Source organism: Acetobacter estunensis (assembly GCF_019083805.1).
In the GTDB taxonomy this organism is placed as follows: domain Bacteria; phylum Pseudomonadota; class Alphaproteobacteria; order Acetobacterales; family Acetobacteraceae; genus Acetobacter; species Acetobacter estunensis_A.
In genome coordinates this window covers 95837-117122 of the sequence record NZ_JAHRDV010000004.1, presented here as the reverse complement: position 1 = coordinate 117122, position 21286 = coordinate 95837, and the positions used below count along the sequence as shown (strand labels likewise).

32 protein-coding genes are annotated in these 21286 nt (G+C 58.3%); 30 read left to right on the top strand and 2 right to left on the bottom strand.

Annotation, left to right across the window (positions count from 1 at the left end):
• The 29 genes from rplV to KUA11_RS06660 all read left to right on the top strand — a co-directional run bounded on the left by rplV (window position 1) and on the right by KUA11_RS06660 (window position 17399).
• Window positions 1-408, top strand: coding sequence for a 50S ribosomal protein L22 (gene rplV / locus KUA11_RS06795; RefSeq protein ID WP_166313155.1), 408 nt, complete (start codon window positions 1-3; stop codon window positions 406-408).
• Between the two features lies 1 nt (window position 409).
• The gene (gene rpsC, locus KUA11_RS06790) at window positions 410-1087 is read left to right on the top strand and encodes a 30S ribosomal protein S3 (RefSeq protein ID WP_166313156.1); all 678 of its coding nucleotides are present in this window, start codon (window positions 410-412) and stop codon (window positions 1085-1087) included.
• A gap of 13 nt (window positions 1088-1100) precedes the next feature.
• Window positions 1101-1517, top strand: coding sequence for a 50S ribosomal protein L16 (gene rplP, locus KUA11_RS06785; RefSeq protein ID WP_166313157.1), 417 nt, complete (start codon window positions 1101-1103; stop codon window positions 1515-1517).
• A 1-nt stretch (window position 1518) separates the two neighbouring features.
• Window positions 1519-1752, top strand: coding sequence for a 50S ribosomal protein L29 (rpmC, locus tag KUA11_RS06780; RefSeq protein ID WP_166313158.1), 234 nt, complete (start codon window positions 1519-1521; stop codon window positions 1750-1752).
• A gap of 13 nt (window positions 1753-1765) precedes the next feature.
• Window positions 1766-2038 carry a 30S ribosomal protein S17 gene (rpsQ, locus tag KUA11_RS06775; protein WP_217409593.1) on the top strand — a complete coding sequence of 91 codons (273 nt, stop codon included), beginning with the start codon at window positions 1766-1768 and terminating at the stop codon, window positions 2036-2038.
• Window positions 2039-2054: 16 nt separating this feature from the next.
• Window positions 2055-2423: a 50S ribosomal protein L14 gene (gene rplN / locus KUA11_RS06770; RefSeq protein WP_010666045.1), complete on the top strand. Its 369-nt coding sequence runs from the start codon at window positions 2055-2057 to the stop codon at window positions 2421-2423.
• A complete protein-coding gene (gene rplX / locus KUA11_RS06765; protein WP_166313160.1) occupies window positions 2423-2743 on the top strand; it encodes a 50S ribosomal protein L24 in 321 nt (106 codons plus the stop codon). Before rplN ends, rplX begins: the two co-directional genes overlap by 1 nt.
• Window positions 2744-2754: 11 nt before the next feature.
• On the top strand, window positions 2755-3321 hold the full coding sequence (gene rplE / locus KUA11_RS06760; protein WP_217409592.1) for a 50S ribosomal protein L5: 567 nt from the start codon (window positions 2755-2757) through the stop codon (window positions 3319-3321).
• Between the two features lie 139 nt (window positions 3322-3460).
• A complete protein-coding gene (gene rpsN, locus KUA11_RS06755) occupies window positions 3461-3766 on the top strand; it encodes a 30S ribosomal protein S14 (protein WP_166313162.1) in 306 nt (101 codons plus the stop codon).
• Window positions 3767-3776: 10 nt separating this feature from the next.
• Complete coding sequence (gene rpsH / locus KUA11_RS06750) at window positions 3777-4175, top strand: 30S ribosomal protein S8 (RefSeq protein ID WP_166313163.1); 399 nt, start codon at window positions 3777-3779, stop codon at window positions 4173-4175.
• 10 nt (window positions 4176-4185) lie between these two features.
• Window positions 4186-4719, top strand: a complete 534-nt coding sequence (rplF, locus tag KUA11_RS06745) for a 50S ribosomal protein L6 (RefSeq protein ID WP_166313164.1) — start codon at window positions 4186-4188, stop codon at window positions 4717-4719.
• Entirely contained in the window at window positions 4719-5081 is a 363-nt protein-coding gene (gene rplR / locus KUA11_RS06740) for a 50S ribosomal protein L18 (RefSeq protein ID WP_166313165.1), read from the top strand. Before rplF ends, rplR begins: the two co-directional genes overlap by 1 nt.
• Before the next feature lie 14 nt (window positions 5082-5095).
• Entirely contained in the window at window positions 5096-5674 is a 579-nt protein-coding gene (rpsE, locus tag KUA11_RS06735) for a 30S ribosomal protein S5 (protein WP_217409591.1), read from the top strand.
• Window positions 5667-5852, top strand: coding sequence for a 50S ribosomal protein L30 (rpmD, locus tag KUA11_RS06730; protein ID WP_217409590.1), 186 nt, complete (start codon window positions 5667-5669; stop codon window positions 5850-5852). Before rpsE ends, rpmD begins: the two co-directional genes overlap by 8 nt.
• Before the next feature lies 1 nt (window position 5853).
• Entirely contained in the window at window positions 5854-6345 is a 492-nt protein-coding gene (rplO, locus tag KUA11_RS06725; protein ID WP_217409589.1) for a 50S ribosomal protein L15, read from the top strand.
• 129 nt (window positions 6346-6474) lie between these two features.
• Entirely contained in the window at window positions 6475-7836 is a 1362-nt protein-coding gene (secY, locus tag KUA11_RS06720) for a preprotein translocase subunit SecY (protein WP_217409588.1), read from the top strand.
• A complete protein-coding gene (locus KUA11_RS06715) occupies window positions 7833-8501 on the top strand; it encodes an adenylate kinase (RefSeq protein ID WP_166313170.1) in 669 nt (222 codons plus the stop codon). The genes secY and KUA11_RS06715 overlap by 4 nt, the downstream gene beginning before the upstream one ends.
• A gap of 141 nt (window positions 8502-8642) precedes the next feature.
• Entirely contained in the window at window positions 8643-9020 is a 378-nt protein-coding gene (rpsM, locus tag KUA11_RS06710; protein WP_166313213.1) for a 30S ribosomal protein S13, read from the top strand.
• Between the two features lie 110 nt (window positions 9021-9130).
• Window positions 9131-9523, top strand: a complete 393-nt coding sequence (gene rpsK, locus KUA11_RS06705) for a 30S ribosomal protein S11 (protein WP_010666031.1) — start codon at window positions 9131-9133, stop codon at window positions 9521-9523.
• A 119-nt stretch (window positions 9524-9642) separates the two neighbouring features.
• Entirely contained in the window at window positions 9643-10662 is a 1020-nt protein-coding gene (locus KUA11_RS06700) for a DNA-directed RNA polymerase subunit alpha (RefSeq protein WP_166313171.1), read from the top strand.
• Window positions 10663-10686: 24 nt separating this feature from the next.
• Window positions 10687-11112: a 50S ribosomal protein L17 gene (rplQ, locus tag KUA11_RS06695; RefSeq protein WP_217409587.1), complete on the top strand. Its 426-nt coding sequence runs from the start codon at window positions 10687-10689 to the stop codon at window positions 11110-11112.
• A 207-nt stretch (window positions 11113-11319) separates the two neighbouring features.
• Window positions 11320-12366 carry an ABC transporter substrate-binding protein gene (locus KUA11_RS06690; RefSeq protein WP_217409586.1) on the top strand — a complete coding sequence of 349 codons (1047 nt, stop codon included), beginning with the start codon at window positions 11320-11322 and terminating at the stop codon, window positions 12364-12366.
• A gap of 20 nt (window positions 12367-12386) precedes the next feature.
• Complete coding sequence (locus tag KUA11_RS06685; RefSeq protein WP_217409585.1) at window positions 12387-13154, top strand: ABC transporter permease; 768 nt, start codon at window positions 12387-12389, stop codon at window positions 13152-13154.
• A 5-nt stretch (window positions 13155-13159) separates the two neighbouring features.
• Complete coding sequence (locus KUA11_RS06680; RefSeq protein ID WP_217409584.1) at window positions 13160-13939, top strand: ABC transporter ATP-binding protein; 780 nt, start codon at window positions 13160-13162, stop codon at window positions 13937-13939.
• A 78-nt stretch (window positions 13940-14017) separates the two neighbouring features.
• The gene (locus KUA11_RS06675) at window positions 14018-14236 is read left to right on the top strand and encodes a hypothetical protein (RefSeq protein ID WP_217409583.1); all 219 of its coding nucleotides are present in this window, start codon (window positions 14018-14020) and stop codon (window positions 14234-14236) included.
• A 114-nt stretch (window positions 14237-14350) separates the two neighbouring features.
• A complete protein-coding gene (locus tag KUA11_RS06670) occupies window positions 14351-14527 on the top strand; it encodes a DUF1328 domain-containing protein (RefSeq protein WP_166313177.1) in 177 nt (58 codons plus the stop codon).
• 393 nt (window positions 14528-14920) lie between these two features.
• On the top strand, window positions 14921-15604 hold the full coding sequence (locus KUA11_RS06665) for a ferric reductase-like transmembrane domain-containing protein (RefSeq protein WP_217409582.1): 684 nt from the start codon (window positions 14921-14923) through the stop codon (window positions 15602-15604).
• The gene (locus KUA11_RS17840; RefSeq protein WP_368040962.1) at window positions 15601-15990 is read left to right on the top strand and encodes a cytochrome c3 family protein; all 390 of its coding nucleotides are present in this window, start codon (window positions 15601-15603) and stop codon (window positions 15988-15990) included. The genes KUA11_RS06665 and KUA11_RS17840 overlap by 4 nt, the downstream gene beginning before the upstream one ends.
• Window positions 15991-16139: 149 nt before the next feature.
• The gene (locus KUA11_RS06660; RefSeq protein ID WP_217409581.1) at window positions 16140-17399 is read left to right on the top strand and encodes a polysaccharide polymerase; all 1260 of its coding nucleotides are present in this window, start codon (window positions 16140-16142) and stop codon (window positions 17397-17399) included.
• Between the two features lie 9 nt (window positions 17400-17408).
• Here the strand turns inward: KUA11_RS06660 and trpA are convergent, their stop codons facing one another.
• Window positions 17409-18227 carry a tryptophan synthase subunit alpha gene (gene trpA, locus KUA11_RS06655; protein WP_217409580.1) on the bottom strand — a complete coding sequence of 273 codons (819 nt, stop codon included), beginning with the start codon at window positions 18225-18227 and terminating at the stop codon, window positions 17409-17411.
• On the bottom strand, window positions 18224-19447 hold the full coding sequence (trpB, locus tag KUA11_RS06650; protein WP_217409734.1) for a tryptophan synthase subunit beta: 1224 nt from the start codon (window positions 19445-19447) through the stop codon (window positions 18224-18226). The genes trpA and trpB overlap by 4 nt, the downstream gene beginning before the upstream one ends.
• A 176-nt stretch (window positions 19448-19623) precedes the next feature.
• Between trpB and cls the strand changes: the two genes are divergently transcribed.
• Entirely contained in the window at window positions 19624-21195 is a 1572-nt protein-coding gene (cls, locus tag KUA11_RS06645) for a cardiolipin synthase (protein WP_368040951.1), read from the top strand.
• Window positions 21196-21286 lie beyond the last annotated feature (91 nt).

The window sequence follows — 21286 nt, the reverse complement described above, 5'->3', positions numbered from 1 at the left end:
ATGAGCAAACCCAAGCATCCTCGCGTGCTGGCCGAGACTGAGGCGCAGGCGATTGCACGGAATATCCGTGTGAGCCCGCGCAAACTCAACCTCGTTGCTGGCCTGATCCGCAACAAGCCGGCTTCGCAGGCTGTCGCAACGCTGACGTTCTCGAAGCGTCGCATTGCGCAGCAGGTGAAGAAGACGCTCGAAAGCGCGATTGCGAATGCCGAGAACAACCACCAGCTCGATGTCGATCAGCTGGTCGTCAAGACGGCTGACGTTGGCAAGGCGATTGTCATGCGCCGCTTCCACGCACGTGGACGTGGTCGTTCGGCTCGCGTCGAGAAGTTCTTCAGTCATCTGAAGATCGTCGTGGCCGAGCGCGCGCCCGAGCCCGAGGCGAAGACGGAAGAGAAGGCGGCCTGAGATGGGACATAAAGTCAATCCGATCGGGCTTCGGCTCGGTATCAACCGCACTTGGGACAGTCGCTGGTACGCCGATGCGGACTATTCCAAGCTGCTGCACGAAGACCTCAAGCTGCGCGCTTTCCTGCGCCGCAAGCTTGCCGGTGCTGGCGTTTCGCGTGTGGTCATCGAGCGTCCGGCGAAAAAGCCGCGCGTGACGATTTACGCGGCGCGTCCGGGTGTTGTGATCGGCAAGAAGGGGCAGGACATCGATGCACTCCGTAAGGCGCTTGCAAAGATGGTTGGCACCGATGTGGCGCTGAATATCGTCGAAATCCGCAAGCCGGAAATTGACGCGACGCTGGTGGCCGAAAACATTGCGCAGCAGCTTGAGCGTCGTGTGGCGTTCCGTCGTGCGATGAAGCGTGCCGTGCAGTCGGCCATGCGTCTCGGCGCACAGGGAATCCGGATCAACTGTTCCGGTCGTCTCGGTGGTGCCGAAATCGCCCGTATCGAGTGGTATCGTGAAGGCCGGGTGCCGCTGCACACGCTTCGTGCCGACATTGATTATGGAACGGCCACTGCGAAGACGACCTACGGCACCTGTGGCGTGAAGGTCTGGATCTTCAAAGGTGAGATCCTGGCTCATGACCCGCTGGCCCAGGACCGTCGCGCCGCCGAGCAGGCGCCGCAGCGCTGAGGGATAGGAAACCATGCTTTCTCCGAAGCGGACAAAATTCCGCAAGGCCCATAAGGGCCGCATTCATGGTCTTGCAAAAAGCGGTACGCAGCTGAATTTCGGTGCGTATGGCCTCAAGGCTCTCCAGCCGGAGCGGATCACGGCTCGTCAGATCGAAGCATCGCGTCGTGCTATCACGCGCGCGATGAAGCGTGCTGGACGCGTCTGGATTCGTATTTTTCCGGATCTTCCGGTCTCGACAAAGCCCGCCGAAGTGCGTATGGGCTCGGGCAAGGGATCTCCGGAGTACTGGGTGGCCCGTGTGAAACCGGGTCGTATCCTGTTCGAGATCGAGGGGGTTCCGCCAGAAGTTGCGCGTGAAGCGTTGGCTCTTGGCGCTGCGAAGCTTCCGATCAAGACGAAGTTCGTGACCCGAATCGGAGAGGCATAAGATGAGCAAGGCAACAAAGCCGGCTGATCTGCGTGCGAAATCCGTTGATGAGTTGCAGGCGCTTCTTCTCGATCTGAAGCGCGAGCAGTTCAATCTTCGGTTCCAGCAGGCGACCGGCCAGAATGAAGGTGCGAGCCGCGTGCGCGTGGTGCGTCGCGATATCGCTCGCATCAAGACGATCGTGGCCGAGACTGCGAAGAAGACTGCCGCGGCTGGTGCTGCGGCGAATTCCTGAGGAGCCGCTAATAATGCCGAAGCGCATTCTCAGCGGGCGCGTGACGAGTGACAAGATGGACAAGACGGTTACCGTTCTTGTCGCGCGTCGCGTGATGCATCCGCTGTACAAGAAGTTCATTCGTCGCTCCAAGAAGTATGCGGCGCATGATGAACTCAACACTTGCAAGATTGGGGATACGGTACGCATCGAAGAATGCACACCGATTTCCAAGCGCAAGACCTGGACCGTCATTTCGCGCAACGGTGAGACCGTGGGCGACGCGGCGTCCGGGAACGCTGCGTAACAGGGGTATAAGGTAAATGATCCATCCCGAGACCAACCTCGAGGTCGCCGATAATTCCGGCGCACGTCAGGTGCAGTGCATCAAGGTGCTGGGCGGTTCCAAGCGGAAGTCCGCCTCGGTCGGCGACGTGATCGTCGTTTCCGTCAAGGAAGCGATTCCCCGTGGAAAGGTGAAGAAAGGTGACGTCCATCAGGCCGTCATCGTTCGGACGTCCTACCCGGTGCGTCGTGCCGACGGCAGCGCGATTCGTTTCGATCGCAATGCGGCTGTGTTGATCAACAAGCAGCAGGAGCCGATCGGTACGCGTATCTTTGGCCCGGTGGTCCGTGAGTTGCGTGCGCGCAAATTCATGAAGATTATCTCGCTGGCGCCGGAGGTGCTGTAATGGCTGCACGCATCAGGAAGGGTGACACTGTCGTTGTGACGACGGGTTCTTCCAAAGGGACGCAGGGCGAAGTGCTTGCGGTCCTGACGACCGAGAACAAGGCTGTTGTGCGCGGCGTGGCGATTGCCAAGCGCCACAAGCGTGCAACGCGCATGGGTGAGGAAGGTGGCATCATCGAGCGCGAAGCGCCGGTGCATCTGTCCAATCTGGCTCTTGTCGATCCGAAAAGTGGTAAGGCGACGAAGGTCGGCTTCCGTATTCTGGATGGTGGTCGCAAGGTTCGTGTCGCCAAGGCGACCGGCGAAGTGATCGAAGGCTGAGGGGGCGAGAGATGGCTACCGAAAATACGCACGCCGTCCCGCGTCTGCAGCAGCGGTACCGGGCCGAGTTGGCTGGCAAGCTGCGCGAGCAGTTTGGTTACAATAACGTCATGCAGATCCCGCGCCTTGAGAAAATCGTTCTCAATATGGGTGTAGGTGAGGCCGCTGGCGACCAGAAGAAGCTGGACGCCGCGCTCAACGAGATGATGCTCATCGCCGGACAGCGTCCCGTGAAAACGATTGCGAAGAAGGCGATTGCCGGCTTCAAGATTCGTGAAGGTCTGCCGATCGGCTGCAAGGTCACGCTGCGTCGTGCTCGTATGTATGAATTTCTGGATCGTCTGGTCACGATCGCGATGCCGCGCATTCGCGATTTTCGTGGTCTTCCGGCGACGAAGGGATTTGACGGACGTGGCAACTTCGCCATGGGTCTCAAAGAGCAGATCATCTTTCCCGAGATCGAGTACGACAAGATCGACGAGATCCGCGGGATGGATATCATCTTCGTGACCAGCGCGAAGACGGATGCCGAGGCCAAGGCGCTGTTGAAAGCGTTCGATCTTCCCTTTATGGGTTGACGCCTCACGGCATGATCGTGTTCTGCGGAATCCAGTTCCGCAGAATTGCTTTCCCTGCGCGAGTCCGCTCAGGCAGGGATCAAGAAGGTTTTGGAAAACCGCTGGAATGGTCCGGCAGGTTCCGGAGGGTAAATCAGGCATGGCCAAGGTTTCCGCCGTCACTCGCAATGCCAAGCGCGCGCACATGGCGCAGCGCGACAAGGCGAAGCGACAGGCACTCAAGAATATCGTCATGGACCGTACGCTTCCTATGGAAGACCGTTTCGATGCGTCTCTGAAGCTCGCTGAGCTTCCGCGCAATGGTTCGCGCGTCCGCGTGCGTCTTCGCTGCAAGTTGACGGGGCGTTCGCGTGGTAATTACCGCAAGTTCGAACTCTGCCGTATAGCGCTTCGTGATCTGGCCTCGAACGGGCAGATTCCGGGCGTCGTTAAGGCAAGCTGGTAAGAGGCGGACGATGTCACTTTCTGATCCTTTGGGTGATATGCTCACCCGTATCCGCAACGCCCAGCGTGCCCGTCACGCAGCGTGTGTTGCGCCGGCTTCCAAGCTGCGGGCGAATGTGCTCGAGGCTCTGCGTCGTGAAGGTTATATCCGCGGTTTTTCTGTCGAAGAAGTTCGCGCCGGTATTTCCCAGATTCGCATCGAGCTGAAATATGCTGAAGGCGAGCCGGTGATTAAGGAAATCCACCGCGTGTCCCGTCCGGGACGTCGCGTGTATTCCAAGATCAAGGAACTGCCGCGGGTCTATGCCGGTCTCGGCGTTTCGATCCTGTCGACGCCGCGTGGCGTTCTGTCCGACGCAGAGGCTCGCGCCGCCAATGTTGGCGGCGAAGTTCTCTGCCGCGTATTCTGAGGAGGGATATATGTCGCGCGTTGGCAAATATCCCGTCGAGATTCCGTCGGGTGTCACTGTCACCATCAACTCCGGTGTTCTGACCGCTAAAGGCAAGTTGGGGGAGCTTAAGATGCCTCTCTCGCCGCTGGTCGAGACGAGCGTTGATGATGGCAAGGTTGTGGTCAAGCCGCTGGGCTCACTGGCGCAGGCACGGATGATGTGGGGTACGACCCGCTCACTTGTGGCGTCGATGATCAAGGGCGTTTCTGACGGATATTCCAAGGGACTGGAGATCACGGGCACAGGTTTTCGTGCCGCGGTGCAGGGTTCCAATCTGGTCATGAACCTCGGTTATTCGCATGATGTCGTGTATCCGATTCCTCAGGGAATCAAGATCACGACGCCGCGTCCGACGGCCGTGCTCGTTGAGGGTATCGACAAGCAGCGTGTTGGTCAGGTTGCGCTTGATATTCGTAATTTCCGCAAGCCGGAGCCTTACAAGGGTAAGGGTGTGCGTTACGAGACCGAGACCATTCGTCGCAAGGAAGGCAAGAAGAAGTAATGAGCACTCTTCAGGAATTGCGGGAGCGTCGGCGCAAGCGTCTTCGGTTCCAGCTCCGCCGCAAGGCCGGCGGGCGTCCGCGCCTGTCGGTGTTCCGTGCGGGCAAGAACATCTACGCTCAGGTGATCGACGACAGTGTCGGTCGTACTGTTGCGGCGGCGTCTTCTCTGGACAAGGACTTCAAGTCCGGCGGCACGACCGGTGGAAACCGGGATGCGGCAGCGGCGGTTGGCAAGCTTGTGGCCGAGCGCGCTGTTGCGGCGGGTGTGAAGCAGGTCGTGTTCGACCGTGGCGCCTATCTGTATCATGGGCGCGTCAAGGCGCTCGCGGAGGCTGCCCGCGAGGGCGGTCTCTCCTTCTAAGGGAGGTCACGTAAATGGCACGTGAACCGAGAGAAGGCGGTCGCGGTCGCGATCGCGACCAGCGCGCTGACCGCGATGGTGACGATCTGATCGACAAGCTGGTCACAATCAATCGCGTTGCGAAGGTTGTGAAGGGCGGGCGTCGTTTTGCTTTTGCCGCTCTTGTGGTGGTTGGTGACCAGAAGGGTCGTGTTGGCTTTGGTGCCGGCAAGGCTCGCGAGGTTCCCGAGGCGATCCGTAAGGCAACGGAGAAGGCCAAGCGCGGCATGATCCGTGTTCCGATGAAGGAAGGCCGCACGCTGCACCACGACGCTACCGGACACTTCGGTGCTGGTAAGGTTGTGCTGCGTTCGGCTGATGCCGGCACAGGTATCATCGCGGGCGGCCCAATGCGCGCGGTCTTTGAGAGCCTGGGCATTAACGACGTGGTGGCCAAGTCGCTTGGTACCCGGAATCCGCACAACATGGTCAAGGCGACATTCGACGCCTTGGAGCGTTGTGCTAGCCCGCGTGCGGTGGCGAACCGTCGCGGCAAGAAGGTTTCGGATATTCTCGGCAAGCGCGAGCAGGTTGCGGAGGGTGCTGATGTCTGAGGGCAAGACTGTTCGCGTCCAGCAGATCGCATCGGGCAATGGCCGCAAGCCGGGTCAGCAGGCAACGCTGATCGGGCTGGGGCTTAACAAGATCGGTCGCATTCGTGAGCTGCAGGACACGCCGTCCGTGCGGGGCATGCTGCGCAAGGTCGCCCACCTGATCAAGGTGGAGGATTGAGATGAATCTGAACGAACTGCGCGATAATGAGGGTTCCCGTTATCGCAAGAAGCGGCTTGGCCGTGGCATCGGTTCCGGTAAGGGCAAAACCTCCGGTCGCGGTGTGAAGGGTCAGAAAGCACGTGAAGGCGTTTCGCTGAACGGGTTTGAAGGTGGTCAGCTCCCGCTGTATCGTCGTATGCCCAAGCGCGGCTTCAAAAATATCTTCCGCAAGGTCTATGCGCCGATCAATCTTGGTGCACTGGACAAGGCGATTGAGGATGGCAAGCTGGAAGCTGGCTCTGTTGTCACCGAAGAGGTTCTGCGCAAGGCGGGACTTATCGGTGCGGGCAAAGTGGATGGCGTGCGTCTGCTGGCGCAGGGCGAGATTTCTCGTCCGGTGAATGTTGAGGTGTCCGGTGCTTCTGCCGCTGCTGTTGCGGCGGTGGAAAAGGCCGGCGGTTCGGTCAAGACGCTGGTGGCTTCGAAGAAAGCGGCGAGCTCAGCCTCGTGAAAAGGGGTGTGGAGGGTTCGCAAGTGAGGCCTCCACACAACCTGGCATGTTTGGGTTTGCAGGCGTTGGTGTCTGCCTCGACAGCGCCCCGCTTCGCGGAGGCGCTGTTTTTTGTGAAAGGACGGGGTGATGGCCTCGGCGGCTGAACAACTCGCGGCCAATTTCAATCTTGGAGCTTTCGGCAAGGCGACCGAACTCAAGAAACGCATCTGGTTTACGCTTGGGGCGCTGATTGTCTATCGGCTGGGAACCTATATCCCTGTGCCGGGTATCGACGCGGCCGTAATGGGGCAGTTACTGGCACAGCATCAGGGCGGCATTCTGGGCATGTTTGACATGTTCACGGGTGGTGCGCTTGGACGCATGACGGTGTTTGCCCTGAACATCATGCCGTACATCTCGGCGTCGATCATTATCCAGCTCATGTCGACGGCTCTTCCCTCCATGGAAGCTCTCAAGAAGGAGGGCGAGCAGGGCCGCAAGAAGCTCAATCAGTACACCCGCTATCTGACAGTCCTGATCGCATTTTTTCAGGCCTACGGAATCGCCGTGGGGCTTGAACGGATGAGCACGTCCGGTGGATCGGCGGTGGTGGATCCGGGGCCATTTTTTGTGATGTCATGCGTATTCACGCTGGTGGGCGGTACGATGTTCCTGATGTGGCTGGGAGAGCAGATTACGTCCCGCGGGGTGGGGAACGGAATCTCACTCATCATTTTTGCAGGCATCGTCGCGAACCTGCCTCATGCGATGGCCACGCTGTTTCAGCTTGGATATACAGGCGCGCTATCGCCGTTCTTCGTGCTGGTTTTTCTGGTGCTGGCGGCGGCTACGATCATGTTCATCGTCTTCATGGAACAGGCCCAGCGCCGTGTGGTGATCCAGTATCCCAAACGGCAGATGGGGAATCGCGTGTTCGGCGGTGAAGCAACGCATATGCCGCTGAAAGTGAATACGGCTGGTGTCATTCCGCCTATTTTTGCTTCTTCAGTGCTTCTTATCCCGGTAACGATCTCGGGCTTCATGAACGCCAAGGGGATGCCTGGCTGGCTCTCATTCCTCGGGCAGTCACTTGGGCAGGGGCAACCGCTCTACATGGCGCTGTACGCGCTCATGATCGTGTTCTTCTCGTATTTCTATGCGGCTGTGACCTTCAATCCCGAAGAGACGGCGGACAATTTGCGCAAGCAGGGGGGCTTCATTCCTGGAATCCGTCCGGGTGGAGCCACTGCGGCGTATTTTGATCGGATCCTGACGCGACTTACTTCGATCGGTGCGTTGTATCTGGTGCTTGTCTGTCTGCTGCCGCAGATTCTGATCAGCCGTTACAATGTGCCGTTCTATTTTGGCGGAACGAGTCTGATCATTATCGTCTCAGTCACGATCGATACGGTGACCCAGATACAGTCTCATCTTGTCGCGCATCAGTATCAGGGTCTCATCCAGCGGAGCCGGCGGAGCAGTCCCAATCGAAGGAGCATCCGTAAATGAACATCATTTTTCTGGGCCCTCCCGGAGCAGGCAAAGGGACGCAGTCCAAGCGTCTGGAGGCCCGCTACGGCATCAGTCAGATTTCCACGGGCGACATGCTGCGTGCGGAGGTGAAGGCTGGCTCCGATATTGGACGTGAAGCCAAGACGCTGATGGATGCGGGCAAGCTGGTGCCGGATTCGATCATTGTCAGCATGCTTGAGAAGCGCATTCAGCAGCCGGATTGCGCCAAGGGATTCATTCTGGATGGTTTCCCCCGGAATGTTGCGCAGGCTGAAGCTCTGGATGTGATGCTGAAGCGGCTTGGGCGACAGATCGACGTTGTTCTGATGCTTGAAGTGGACGAGAACGCTCTCGCCGACCGAATCGCAGGGCGCTTTTCCTGTGCAAAATGTGGCGCGAGCTACAATGACGTTTCCAAGCCGACAAAAGTGCCGGACACGTGTGATCTGTGCGGATCTCATGAATTCGTGAGGCGTGCGGACGACAACCGTGAGACGGTGGCATCGCGTCTGACCGCCTATCGCAAGGAAACGTTGCCGTTGCTCCCTTATTACGAAGATAAGGTGACGGTAGCCTTCATCGACGGGATGGCTCCTATCGATGAAGTGAGCAAACAGATCGACGACACGATGAGTGAGGTCGAGAAGATCACGCAAAAGTGATCGGTTTAGATTGACTCAGGAGCGCGCCTCGGTCTATTGCGCGCGTTCTGGACCCCGCTCGCCATGGATGTGGCGAAGGCTGGCGGCAACGATATAGAAATCAACGCTCGGGCGCAGCCGGGCGGATCAGGAGTGTGCAGCGTGGCGCGTATTGCCGGCGTTAATATCCCGACGAACAAGCGGGTCGTGATTGGTCTCCAGTACATTTATGGAATCGGTCAGACCAAGGCTCAGCAGATCTGCAAGACAGTCGGCCTGCCCGACGCGAAGCGGGTAAATGAGCTGAGTGACGATGAGATCATGAAGCTTCGTGAGGTCATCGACAACAATTACCGGGTCGAGGGTGATCTCCGTCGTGAGACGGCGATGAACATCAAGCGTCTGATGGATCTGGGCTGCTACCGCGGTCTGCGTCATCGTCGCGGCCTGCCGGTGCATGGTCAGCGGACCCACACCAACGCCCGTACCCGCAAGGGTAAGGCTGTGGCCATCGCAGGCAAGAAGAAGGTAACGCGCTAAGCGTTCCGCCTCCGGGCAATCAGGGAAATCCATGGCGCTGTGCGGCATAATCCGCGCGGTGCCCGGGCGGGCAACGGTCCGCCAGGCAGAGAAAGACAGGGCGTACAGATATGGCTAAGGCCGCTGCTCCGCGTATCCGCAAAAAAGAGCGCAAGAACATTATCTCGGGCGTGGCGCATGTGCTCTCCACGTTCAACAACACGATGATCACGATCTCCGATGCCCAGGGTAACGCGATCGCGTGGTCGTCTGCTGGTGCGCAGGGCTTCAAGGGGTCTCGCAAGTCCACGCCGTACGCTGCTCAGGTGGCGGCTGAGGACGCGGGCCGCAAGGCGCGTGAGCATGGTATGGAGACGCTGGACATCGAGGTCTCCGGTCCGGGGTCGGGGCGTGAGAGCGCGCTGCGTGCGCTTCAGGCTGTCGGGTTCCAGATTGCGTCCATTCGTGATCTGACGCCGGTTCCGCACAATGGCTGCCGCCCGCGCAAGCGTCGCCGCGTCTGATTGTTCTGTGGGTGCGCATTTTGCGCGTCCGTAGCGGAATTTCCTGAAGACGTTGCCCCGGCCTTGCGTCGGGGTTTCTGCCGCTCTGTCGCGGTATCCCTATCTGAAAGGCCGAGACCTTGGTGCTCCAGAAAAACTGGCAATCCCTGATCAAGCCGGAGAAGCTGGAAGTCGAACCCGGCTCCGTACCGTCTCGCGTTGCGACCATCGTGGCGGAGCCGCTTGAGCGCGGCTTCGGCATGACACTCGGCAACGCCCTGCGCCGTGTCCTTCTGTCATCGCTTCAGGGCGCGGCCATCACCGCGATCCAGATTGACGGTGTGCTTCACGAGTTTTCGTCTGTTCCCGGTGTGCGTGAGGATGTCACTGACATCGTCCTGAACATCAAGCAGCTTGCTCTCAACATGCATGGTGAGGGTCCGAAGCGGATGATGCTCACCGCGACCGGTCCGGGTGAGGTCAAGGCTGGCCAGATCCAGACGGGTCACGGTATCGAGATCATGAATCCGGACCTTGTCATCTGCACGCTCGATGAGGGCGAGAAGCTTGGCATGGAATTTACGGTCAATGTTGGCAAGGGCTATGTTCCGGCGGCAGCGAACCGTCCGGAAGATGCGCCGATCGGGCTTATTCCCATCGATGCGATCTACTCCCCGGTGAAGCGCGTGTCCTACAAGGTCGAGCCGACCCGCGTGGGACAGGTGACCGACTATGATCGTTTGCTGCTGACGGTCGAGACGAACGGCGCGGTGACTCCGGAAGATGCGGTGGCTCTTGCCGCGCGTATCCTTCAGGATCAGCTCCAGCTGTTCATCAACTTCGATGAGCCGCGCCCGGTTGTCACGACGGAGCCGCAGGATGATCTACCATTCAACCGCAACCTTCTGCGTAAGGTTGACGAGCTTGAGCTGTCGGTGCGTTCGGCAAACTGCCTGAAGAACGACAACATCATCTATATTGGTGATCTGGTTCAGAAGACGGAGCAGGAAATGCTCCGCACGCCGAACTTCGGCCGCAAGTCGCTGAACGAGATCAAGGAAGTCCTCACCACAATGGGGCTTTCCCTTGGTATGAACGTTCCGGCCTGGCCGCCGGAGAACATTGAGGATCTGGCGAAGCGGCTCGACGAGCCCTTCTGATCCGCGACAACAGGAGACTTCAACATGCGTCATGGTGTTGCCGGTCGGAAGCTCGGCGTTACCTCCACCCATCGCGCGGCCATGTTCCGCAACATGGCCGTTGCCCTGATCAAGCATGAGCAGATTACGACAACGCTGCCGAAGGCGAAGGAACTTCGTCCGGTCGTCGAAAAGCTGATCACGCTGGGCAAGCGCGGCGATCTGCATGCTCGCCGTCAGGCTTATGCTCAGCTGCGTGATGACACGATTGTCAGCAAGCTGTTCTCGGCGGTTGCCGAGCGCTACAAAGGCCGCACGGGTGGTTACACTCGCGTCCTGAAGGCTGGCGTGCGTTACGGTGATGCGGCCGATATGGCTGTTATCGAACTGATCGATCGTGATGTCGAAGCGAAGGGCAAGGACAGTGGTCCGCGTCCGGTTGCTGAGACAGAGCACGATCTGGCAGCCTGATTCCTCCTACAGGAGCAGGATGCAAGGCCGACCCTTGGGGTCGGCCTTTTTTTATGGTGAATGCGAAGGTGTTGGCATCATTTTCAGGCTTTATTGCAACGATATGAAGTTTGAATATGGATTTTACAAATCCATTCTGTAAGGATGTCGCGTCGAATAGCGAAAACAACGGTTTCGCGCTGTGAATATAACGGGAAAGAGCGCGGTATGCGTTTTCAAGGCACTCTTAGAAAACTGTCGGTCGTGGTCGCGACATTTGTTGGCGTGCTGCTGACTGGCTGTCAGTTTGCCGCCGCTGCGCCCATTCGTGTGGGATATATCCCGGTATTGGGTTCATCCGCTCTGTTCGTGGTCGATGGCAAGGGTTGGGGTAAAGACGCGGGGCTTGATTTGCAGCTTGTGCGGTTCACATCCGGTCCACAGGCGATTCAGGCGCTCGTTTCCGGACGTATCGACGCTTATGTTGCGGGTGTTTTGCCGCTTCTTCAGGTGCGTGCTCGTGGTGTCGATGTAAAGGTTCTGGCATCCGGCGCGATTGAGGAACTCTCTGTCGCGGCGCGTGGAAAGCTGGCCGAAGGGCTGGAGGCTGGCGATGCCGGAAATCAGTCGCCCACAGCCTTGGCGCAGAGGATTACGGATTTCACGACGGCCACCGGGCATAAACCAAGATTTGCCGCCCAGCCGCAGGGGTCCGTGCCGGATACGGTACTGCGCTACTGGCTCAAGCAGCAGGAAAAGCTGGATCTGAAGACAGTCGATATTGTCGGTATCGATATCGATGCGGCCCAGCAGGCGTTTCTTGCGGGTGCGGTGGATGCGGCAGTGCTGCGTGAGCCCGCTCTGACGGTGATCCGCCGCCGTCTGCCTGATGCCCGTATTCTGGCGAACGGCCACGAGATGCTTCCCGATCAGCCGGGTTCGGTGCTGGCTGTCGTGAACCCGAATGCGCCAGACCGTGCTGCGTGGAAAAACAAGCTGACGGCGCTGTTTGTAAAAGGCACCACCCTTCTGGCCGAACATCCCGAGGAGGCTGCCCCCTATGTGACGAAGGCGCTCGGTGGGGGATTGCTGCGTGAGGATGTGATCGCACAGGCGCTCAAGGCGTCGGCGCATGACTTCGTCGCAGATCCGGCCCGGATTGTTCCCGGTGTGAAGGCGCTTCAGGATTTCGAAGTGGCGGAAGGACTGCTGCGTTCCGCAACGCCAGTGGAAGACCTGTTCGATCTGACGACATGGCGTCAGGCCACGCCGTGATTCGCTGAACCGGGGACGTCATGAAGGATTTGCGTTTGGGCGGACGGGAGCGGCTGCTTCTGGGATCCGTTGGGCTGGTGCTGTTGTTTGCCATCTGGCAGGCCGTTGTCAGATTTCAGCTTGTACCACCCGGTCTCCTGCCTGCTCCGTCCGAACTCTGGCCCGCGTGGATGTCCGAGATTTCAGGCGGGTTCTGGCAGCAATCCATTCTCGACAGTCTCTCACATTATGTGTTCGGTCTGTTGATCGGCTCCATTCTGGGCAACGGGGCGGGGTTGATTTGTGGGTCCGTGCCGCTGGTTGACGCCGCCACCGGGGGCATTGTCCGTCTTCTGCGCCCCATTCCCGGTCTGGCATGGGTGCCGTTCGCCATTCTTTGGTTTGGTCTGAACAATGCAGGCGCGACTTTCGTGATCGCCATCTCGGTTTTCTGGATCAATTTCTATGCCGCCTATGGCGCAGTGAAATCGGTGGATCGCGAACTCTACGAAGTGGCGGCGGCCTTTGGGCATGGGAGTTTTCTGGCGCGTCTGCTTCATGTGACGCTGCCGGCAGCTTCTCCCGGTCTTCTGGCAGGGCTGCGCACCGGGTTGGGACAGGGCTGGATGTCGGTTGTGGCGGCCGAACTGTTCGGCGTGCCGGGAATTGGCGCGCGTATGATGCAGGCGTCGAGCCTGCTCGCGACGGATGTGGTCGTGGTCTACATGGTCACGATGGCGGGGCTGTATGCTTTGACGGATTTTCTGTTCGGTCTGGTGCGCGACCGGCTGCTGCGCTGGCAGGGGTGAAGGGCATGTCGCTGGTTCGTATTGAGGATGCCGGTCTGTCGCATGACGGTGGCAAGAGCTTTGTGTTTCGTCATGTCGATCTGTCCATAGAGCGTGGTGAATTTGTGGCCGTGCTGGGGCCATCGGGCGTGGGCAAGTCCACTCTGCTTCGGGTGGTCATGGGGCTGATTGCACCCACTGAAGGGACGGTGAAGCTGGACACATCGCCCCGACAGGTTGGAACGCGCAGCACGGCACTTGTGTTTCAGGATGCTCGGCTGATGCCGTGGCGGAGTGTGCGCCAGAACGTGGCATTCGGGTTGGAAGGCCTTGGCCTTTCGGCCTCCGAGCGACGTGAGCGGGCGGAGCAGGCCCTGCGTCTGGTGGGGCTGGCAGCGGAAGGAGGGCGTTGGCCCCGGCAACTTTCGGGTGGTCAGAGGCAGCGTGTCGGTGTGGCGCGGGCGCTGGTGGTCAATCCTGATCTGTTGCTGATGGACGAGCCGTTTGGTGCGCTCGACGCGATTACCCGGACGTCGCTTCAGGAAGAGCTTCTGGGCATCTGGGAGAAGACCCGCAAAACGGTGATGTTCGTGACGCATGACATCGACGAGGCGATCCTTCTGGCGGACCGAATCGTCGTTCTTGCGGGCTCTCCGGCCTGTGTGCGTGGCGATCTGACTGTGGGGCCACGCCCGCGCGATCTTTCCTCTTCTTCCCGGCGCGTTCTGGCGGCTCGACTGCGCAGTCTGATTGCGGGTGAGGACGATCCGGGTAGTGAGGCATGGCTGCGTTCGGTCGATATCTGAACTTTGGAACGAGTGTTGACCCTTGGTCACTGTGCCCACACAGTGTGAGTCGTGTTTGGGCAATGACAGGGTGATGAAATGGCACAGGGTTCGGACGATACCGAGGATTTTACGCTGGAGAGCGGTATCGGGCGTCTGCAGGACAACTCGCCCCAGCGCCGGGTGACAGCGGGCGAACATGTGGAAGACACGCTCGATCTGATGCGCGACATCGTGGTGGACATGCCGCTGGTTGCGGCTGGCACGGTTGCGGTCTTGGGATTGGTGTTGGGTGGCTGGCTGGCACGCCGTCGCTAACACGCGGGGTGTGTTGCTTTTTCTGAGGTGATGAAAAGGTCGTTGTGCAACTCGTGCGCATCCTAATTGTTAACGCCTCATTGAGGGCTCACCGCTCATGAGGAGAAGAAGACCGTGCTGAAGCTTGCCCTGTTTTTTCTGATTGTCTCGATTGTTGCCGGGCTTTTTGGTTTCGGCGGTATTTCCAGCGCGGCGGCTGGCATGGCGAAGATTTTGTTCTTCATTGCCCTGATTATCTGTGTGGTGCTGTTTGCGCTGGTGCTGATTGGCGTTGGTGCGGCTTCGAGGTGAGGTCGTACCGCTTCTGAAGGGCACTATTTGGAAGAGCGTCTGGAGATAAAGTTCTCCAGACGCTTTTTTGTTTGCAGGCTTTGGTGGCTCGCCATAGCTCAACATCTTGCGACATGGCGCCTTGTGAACAGATGACGTGTGTGCACGTACATCTCCAGACTTGCAGGTCATTGACCTGAAAAGACGGGGTGATCTGATAGTTGCTGTTGGCTGAAAGACGAACAGGGGACTGGCGGCTGCGTCCAGACAGCACAACAGCATGCCTGTGGTTATCGTCATTGGTGGCACTGCAAGGCTAAGAGCATATTCAGTGATTATGTGGTATGAAACGCTATCGTAACGCTATTGGATGATGCGGCGGTGGGCTGGCGACTTCTGAGCGTGATGCTGTGTGTGTCTGCCCTCATCCTTGTGTTGGGGACGGTTGCGGTTGCTGGGATGCCTGGCCTTGGGCGAGGTTGGGATTTCGCCACACTCAGCGGTTTTTTCGCGCTGGCGACGATTATCCAGATGTTTGTATTGACGGGAAAACCGCTGTCGTGGCCCCGCTATGACGGACGGTTCTTCATGCGGCTGCATGTTGGGCTGGGTGGATTGGTCATGTTGTTCATGATCTTGCACGTTGGAGGCGTGCTGCTGGCGGAACCATTGGTTTGGAAGGATATCTGGCCACCGGTTTCGCGAGCCATGCAGGCGGGTGTGCTTGCATGGCTCTTGCTGCTTTTTCTGTTGCTGACATCTGGCAAGCGCATACGTGGACGGATGTTCGGTACGATTGCGTTGTTTCGATCATGGCATCAAGCGGCGGCTATCTTCCTGTTGTGCAGCGCAGGTTTACATGGATGGTGGAGCGGTTATCGCATTCACGACACTCACGTTTTGGTTGGATGGATTTTCATGCTCTGTCTGGCAACGTTTTTCCCTATGTTGCGAAAAGCAATTCATAGAAGCGAAGTCCAGCGACATGCACTCCGAAGAGTGCGGGGCATGTCTTGGGCCGCTACGCCCGTGATAATGGGGGCTGGCGCGGGCAGCGTGGTAGCGCTGTGGTTGTATGTGTTGTGGTTGAACGGATGAGGTGCAGGCGCCGTCTCATATGGGGAGGTGTGATAGCGGTTAGCATTTTAGGGAGTGTCGGCTGTTGGTGGATAGATAACTGGGCGCAAAAGAGGGCATCCCATCGGCCATTGATGCCACTTAGTTTTGCTCATGTGGATCATGGTGCGTTCAATTGCGTGACGTGTCATCACGACCATAGGGAGCCAAGGCTGGCGTTAGACTCATCTTCACATACGTGTCTTGCATGCCATAAGTACACACAGTCTTTAGCGCCATTGATGGAAGCGCAGTTTCATGAATTGTGTGAAGGATGCCATCTGACGTTTCGTGAGCAACATCGTCCAAGCGGCCCTGTGCGGGCGTGTCATGTGTGTCACATGAAGGAAGAGCCTGCTCGTTTTTAAGGTGAAAATGTGTGAGATGCAGGGTTTTCTGTCTTCGTCAAAGCGGGCAGAAAGGCAGATGTCTTCGGTTTTCCATCGATATTTTATGGTTTTTCCCATGGGGTATCATTTATGAAATATCCGACACTCTGCCTGTGGAATAAATTCAGATGACAACATCGGTGATCCAAACGGGATTTTTGCCGGGAGCAGCACAACGTGTCCGTGCTCGCGCAGGTGTGGGGGTGTGGCTGGTCGTCTTGTCAGCAATGTTCAACCTCATCATGTGTTTTATTAACACGCATGGTTGGTTGCGGGTGAATGCAACACAACTGGCTGTTATTGAACTTTTGATTATGATGGTCGGTATGCTGGCTGTGCGGCACGCGGTAAATGCGCGAATGGTCATCATTACGGCATTGGTGATTGGTTACATGGTTGGGGCCAAACTGATTAATCCAGGTTTGAGTTTTAAATTTGTACATGATTTAGCTATTATTTGGATATTCTTTGAGTTGGGCAAGATGGGAGGAATGGAGCAAGCCCAGATTGCCTTGCGCTACATGGTGTTTCTGATACTTGCATGCGCATTGGTTGAATTTCTTTTTCCAGTACAATACGGGCAGCAGTTTAATATCTGGCAATACTATGTTCAAAAGGGTGGATTAAGCGCAGACACAGTGAATTACTCTAATACTACGTCCTTTGTCTCAGGAAGCAGAAGCGGTTCCAATGCCCGGACGTATTTTCCTTCAATATTTGGAGGGCGACGGATCGCTTCCATTTTTTTGGAACCTGTGTCGATTGGAAATGTTGCAGGGATTATATTCTGTTGGTGTTTGGCAACATCGCGCAATTATAAAAAAGAGCGAGAGATCGGTCTTTATTTGGCCGTCGCGGCATTTATTGTGTTGGGAGATTCGCGTTTTGCGACAATGTTTTGTTTGGTGGTGACGCTGGTGCGGTTTTCCCCGTTTCGTGAGTCTGCCGTCATAACGTTTTTGATGCCTTTTTTCGTTACGATTGCTTTGACGCTGGCAGGGTCATTGCATGAGATCCCGGGATGGTTGCCTAGAATTACTCATGATGATTTTTCTGGTCGTTTGTTGTTTTCTGGCCAGTTGCTTGATTACTGGGATTTATCGCACTGGTTTGCTCTTTCTTCCTCGCCTGTTTATACTGCGGACACTGGATATGCTTATGTTTCAAATAGTGTTGGTTTGATATTTGCATCAGTTTTGTGGTTTTTGTTTTCATTTTCACGGTCTCATTCAGACGCGCAGCGCCTCATGAGAACCTGTTTGGCGGTTTATTTTGTAACGTCGCTAAGTATTGGTGCCGGTATCTTTACAATTAAGACGGCTTCTTTGCTGTGGTTCCTTTATGGAGCCACAGCTTCCGAAACGGAAAACAGGGAAGTGAAAATCTAGAGCGGCTTCTTAGTCCTGCCGCACCGCCATCCCCAGTTCCCGCAACTGCGCCAGTACGTCCGGCAACGTCCGCTCTGTAGCACGTCCTTCACTGTCCAGCGTCTCAGCCAGCGTCGCCAGAAGGGCAGACGCCACCACCGCACCATCCGCGATGCGCGAGGCCGAGGTTGCCTGCTGCGGCGTGCGGATGCCGAACCCGATAGCGATCGGCAAATCCGTCGCCGCGCGTAGGCGCGGAAGGGCTGCCCGCAGATCTTCGTCACTGGCCGAGCGTGTGCCGGTGATGCCTGTGATGCTCACATAATAGACGAAGCCCGAGGCATGGTTCAGCACCAGCTTGAGGCGCGCATCGTCCGTTGTTGGCGCGATCAGACGGATGATGTCCAGACCGGCGGCCCGCGCCGGAGACTGCATCGGTCCGGCTTCCTCAGGCGGCATATCCACGATGATGAGGCCGTCGATCCCCGCAGCCGCGGCATCCACGCAGAAACGGTCGATGCCGTAGGCCTCGATGGGGTTGAGATAGCCCATCAGAATGATCGGCGTGTCGGCGTCCTGATCACGAAAGCTGCGTACCATCTCAAACAGGCGTGGCAGTGTCGCACCTGCCTTCAGGCCACGACGGGCTGCAAGCTGGATGATCGGCCCATCGGCGGAAGGATCGGAAAACGGCATGCCGATCTCGATCAGATCCGCGCCGGCTTCCGGCATGGCTTTCAGAAGCGCAAGCGAGGTGTCGAAATCCGGGTCGCAGGCTTCGAGATAGGGAATGAGCGCACCACGGCCTTCGGCTTTCAGCGCGGCGAAACGACGGGCAATGCGGCTCACAGTTTCACTCCCAGATGCTCGGCAACGGTGAAGATGTCCTTGTCTCCACGGCCAGAGATGTTGATGACCAGCAGCGTCTCGGGTGAGAGCGTAGGCGCGATTTTGACGGCATGGGCGATGGCGTGGGCGGATTCCAGCGCGGGGATGATGCCCTCGGTGCGAGTGCAGGTCTGGAACGCTGCCAGCGCCTCGTCATCTGTCACACCGACATATTCGGCGCGCCCGATTTCGTGCAGCCATGAGTGTTCTGGGCCGACCCCCGGATAGTCCAGACCGGCGCTGATGGAGTGCGCCTCAATGATCTGGCCGTTTTTGTCCTGAAGCAGATAGGTGCGGTTGCCGTGCAACACGCCACGTGAACCGCGCTCGATGGAAGCGGCGGTCTTGCCGCTGTCCAGTCCATGGCCTGCGGCTTCGACGCCGATCAGTTTCACGGATGGGTCATCGAGGAACGGATGGAAGATGCCCATGGCGTTCGAGCCGCCACCGATGGCCGCCACGATCACGTCGGGCAGGCGTCCTTCGGCCTCGTGCATCTGGACCTTCACCTCATCACCGATCACGCTCTGGAAATCGCGGACCATGGCAGGATACGGGTGTGGACCAGCGACGGTGCCGACAAGGAAATAGGTGTTGTGGACGTTGGCCACCCAGTCACGCATAGCCTCGTTCATGGCGTCTTTGAGCGTGCCGGCGCCAGCCGTGACGGGCACAACCTCCGCGCCGAGAAGCTTCATGCGGAAGACATTGGGCGCCTGACGTGCCACATCGGTTGCGCCCATATAGATGACGCACTGCATGCCGAACAGCGCGCAGACGGTGGCGGTGGCGACACCATGCTGTCCCGCACCTGTTTCGGCCACGATGCGCGTGCGGCCCATGCGACGGGCGAGCAGGATCTGCCCCATCACATTGTTGAGCTTATGAGAACCGGTATGGTTCAGTTCCTCGCGCTTCATATAGATCTTGGCGCCACCACATTCCGCAGTCAGGCGCTTTGCCAGCCAGAGTGGGGAAGGGCGGCCCACATAATCCTTGAGATAGTAGGCCAGCTCCTTGTGGAAAGCAGGGTCGGCCTTGGCGGTTTTGTAAGCTGCGTCCAGTTCAAGGAGCAGCGGCATAAGCGTCTCGGCTACGAAGCGACCGCCAAGGCCGTCTCCGAAATGCCCGGACGCATCCGGTCCGGATCGGAGGCTGTTCACTCTTGCGCCATCGGTCATAGCTGCCATCCCCGCCTGCGTGTTGAGCCCGCCGGATGCGGCGGATGTATCAGGTCTGGCGGTATAACAATGCTTATCAAGGGCGTCCATGCGGGGAAGGAGCCGGTTGACCCGCATCATTGCTCCTTGGGCGTGCGGGCGATAGCGTGCCGTCAGTTCGGGAAGCTGGCGGGAGCGTGCTGGCAAGAAAAAAGGATGGGTGTGTGCCGGGACGGTGGCTGTCAGTGTTGGGTGGAAGCGCGAAGGGCGCGAAAATAGAGCGTAATCTGACCGAACGTCTGCCGACGCCCTCTCCAAAAGTGATGGCGTGGAGCTTCAACGCGGCCGTTCTCACGGCGTCCCTTCAGGCGGCCTTCGTGGTGCGGGCGGTTTTGCGACGGCACCGGCAACCTGCCTCGCGCGTGGCGTGGGTCGCGATCATCGCAGCGCTGCCGATCGGCGGTATTCTCGCCTATATCTTTCTCGGTGAGACCAAGCTGAACCCCATCCGCGTCCAGCGGATCCGCCGTGCGATGCGCACTCTGCCCATTCCGGGCAAGACGGCGGAAGCGCTGATCGACGCGGAGAAAAAGTTTGGGCTGCCACCGCGGTTGGCTCCTCTGTTTCGGGTTGGGCAGTCCATCAGCGGCTACCCGCCGATGGGCGGTAATCGCGGGCGGTTGATGGAGGATTCGAACAAGGCTATCGACGCGATGGTGGCCGACATCGACGCGGCCCGCGATCACGTTCACGTCAGCTTCTATATCTGGCTGGCCGATCACAACGGTCTGAAGGTCGCACAGGCGTTGATGCGGGCGGCAAAGCGCGGTGTGATTTGCCGGGTGATGGCCGATGATCTCGGTTCGCGGCGGTTGATCCATAGTCCGCATTGGCTGGAAATGGAGCGCGCGGGCGTACGACTGGTGCGCGCTCTGCCGTTGGGGAATCCGCTGCTACGGCCGTTCCGTGGGCGGTTTGACATGCGCAATCACCGCAAGATCGTGGTGATAGACAATCACGTGACCTATTGCGGTAGCCAGAACTGCTCGGACCCTGAGTTCCGGGTGAAAAAGAAATATGCGCCGTGGGTGGACATGGTAGCGCGGTTCGAGGGGCCGGTTGTGCTTCAGAACCAGCATCTTTTCGCCACGGACTGGATTGCTCACACCAATGAGGATCTGACAGCTTTGCTGGCGTCCGCCACCGTGGAAGAAACGGGTGGTTTCGTTGCGCAGGTGATCGGTACGAGTGCGGCCGTGCGGTATGCCGCGATGCCGGAAACATTTGTGTCGCTGATGAATGCGGCAGCCGAAGAACTGACCATCACCACGCCGTATTATGTGCCGGATGAGCCGATCCAGATGGCGCTCTGCGCGGCGGCGCGGCGCGGTGTGCGGACAACGCTGACACTGCCGATGCGTAACGATTCGTGGATCGTGGCGGGGGCCAGTCGCAGCTATTACCGCGACCTTCTCGATGCGGGTGTGGAGGTGCGGGAATATCCATTCGGCTTGCTGCACACCAAGGCGCTGACGGTGGACGGACAGATGACACTGATCGGCTCGGCCAATCTGGACCGGCGCAGCTTCGATCTGAATTTTGAGAACAATATCCTGCTTGTGGATGAAGCGTTTACGCAGTCGGTACGGGCGCGACAGCAACTCTATATGGAGGCGTCGCGCCAGATCATGCTGGAGGAGGTCGTCCACTGGCCCAAGACGCGCGTGCTCTGGCACAACGTGTTGGCCATGGTCGGCCCTGTGCTGTGAAAGACCCAGCCATCTTCTGGCAAGGCTTGAAACCCTGATGGTGTGGGCCAATATTTTCAGGGCTACATCCCGTGCCAGTCGGTCGGGGTCA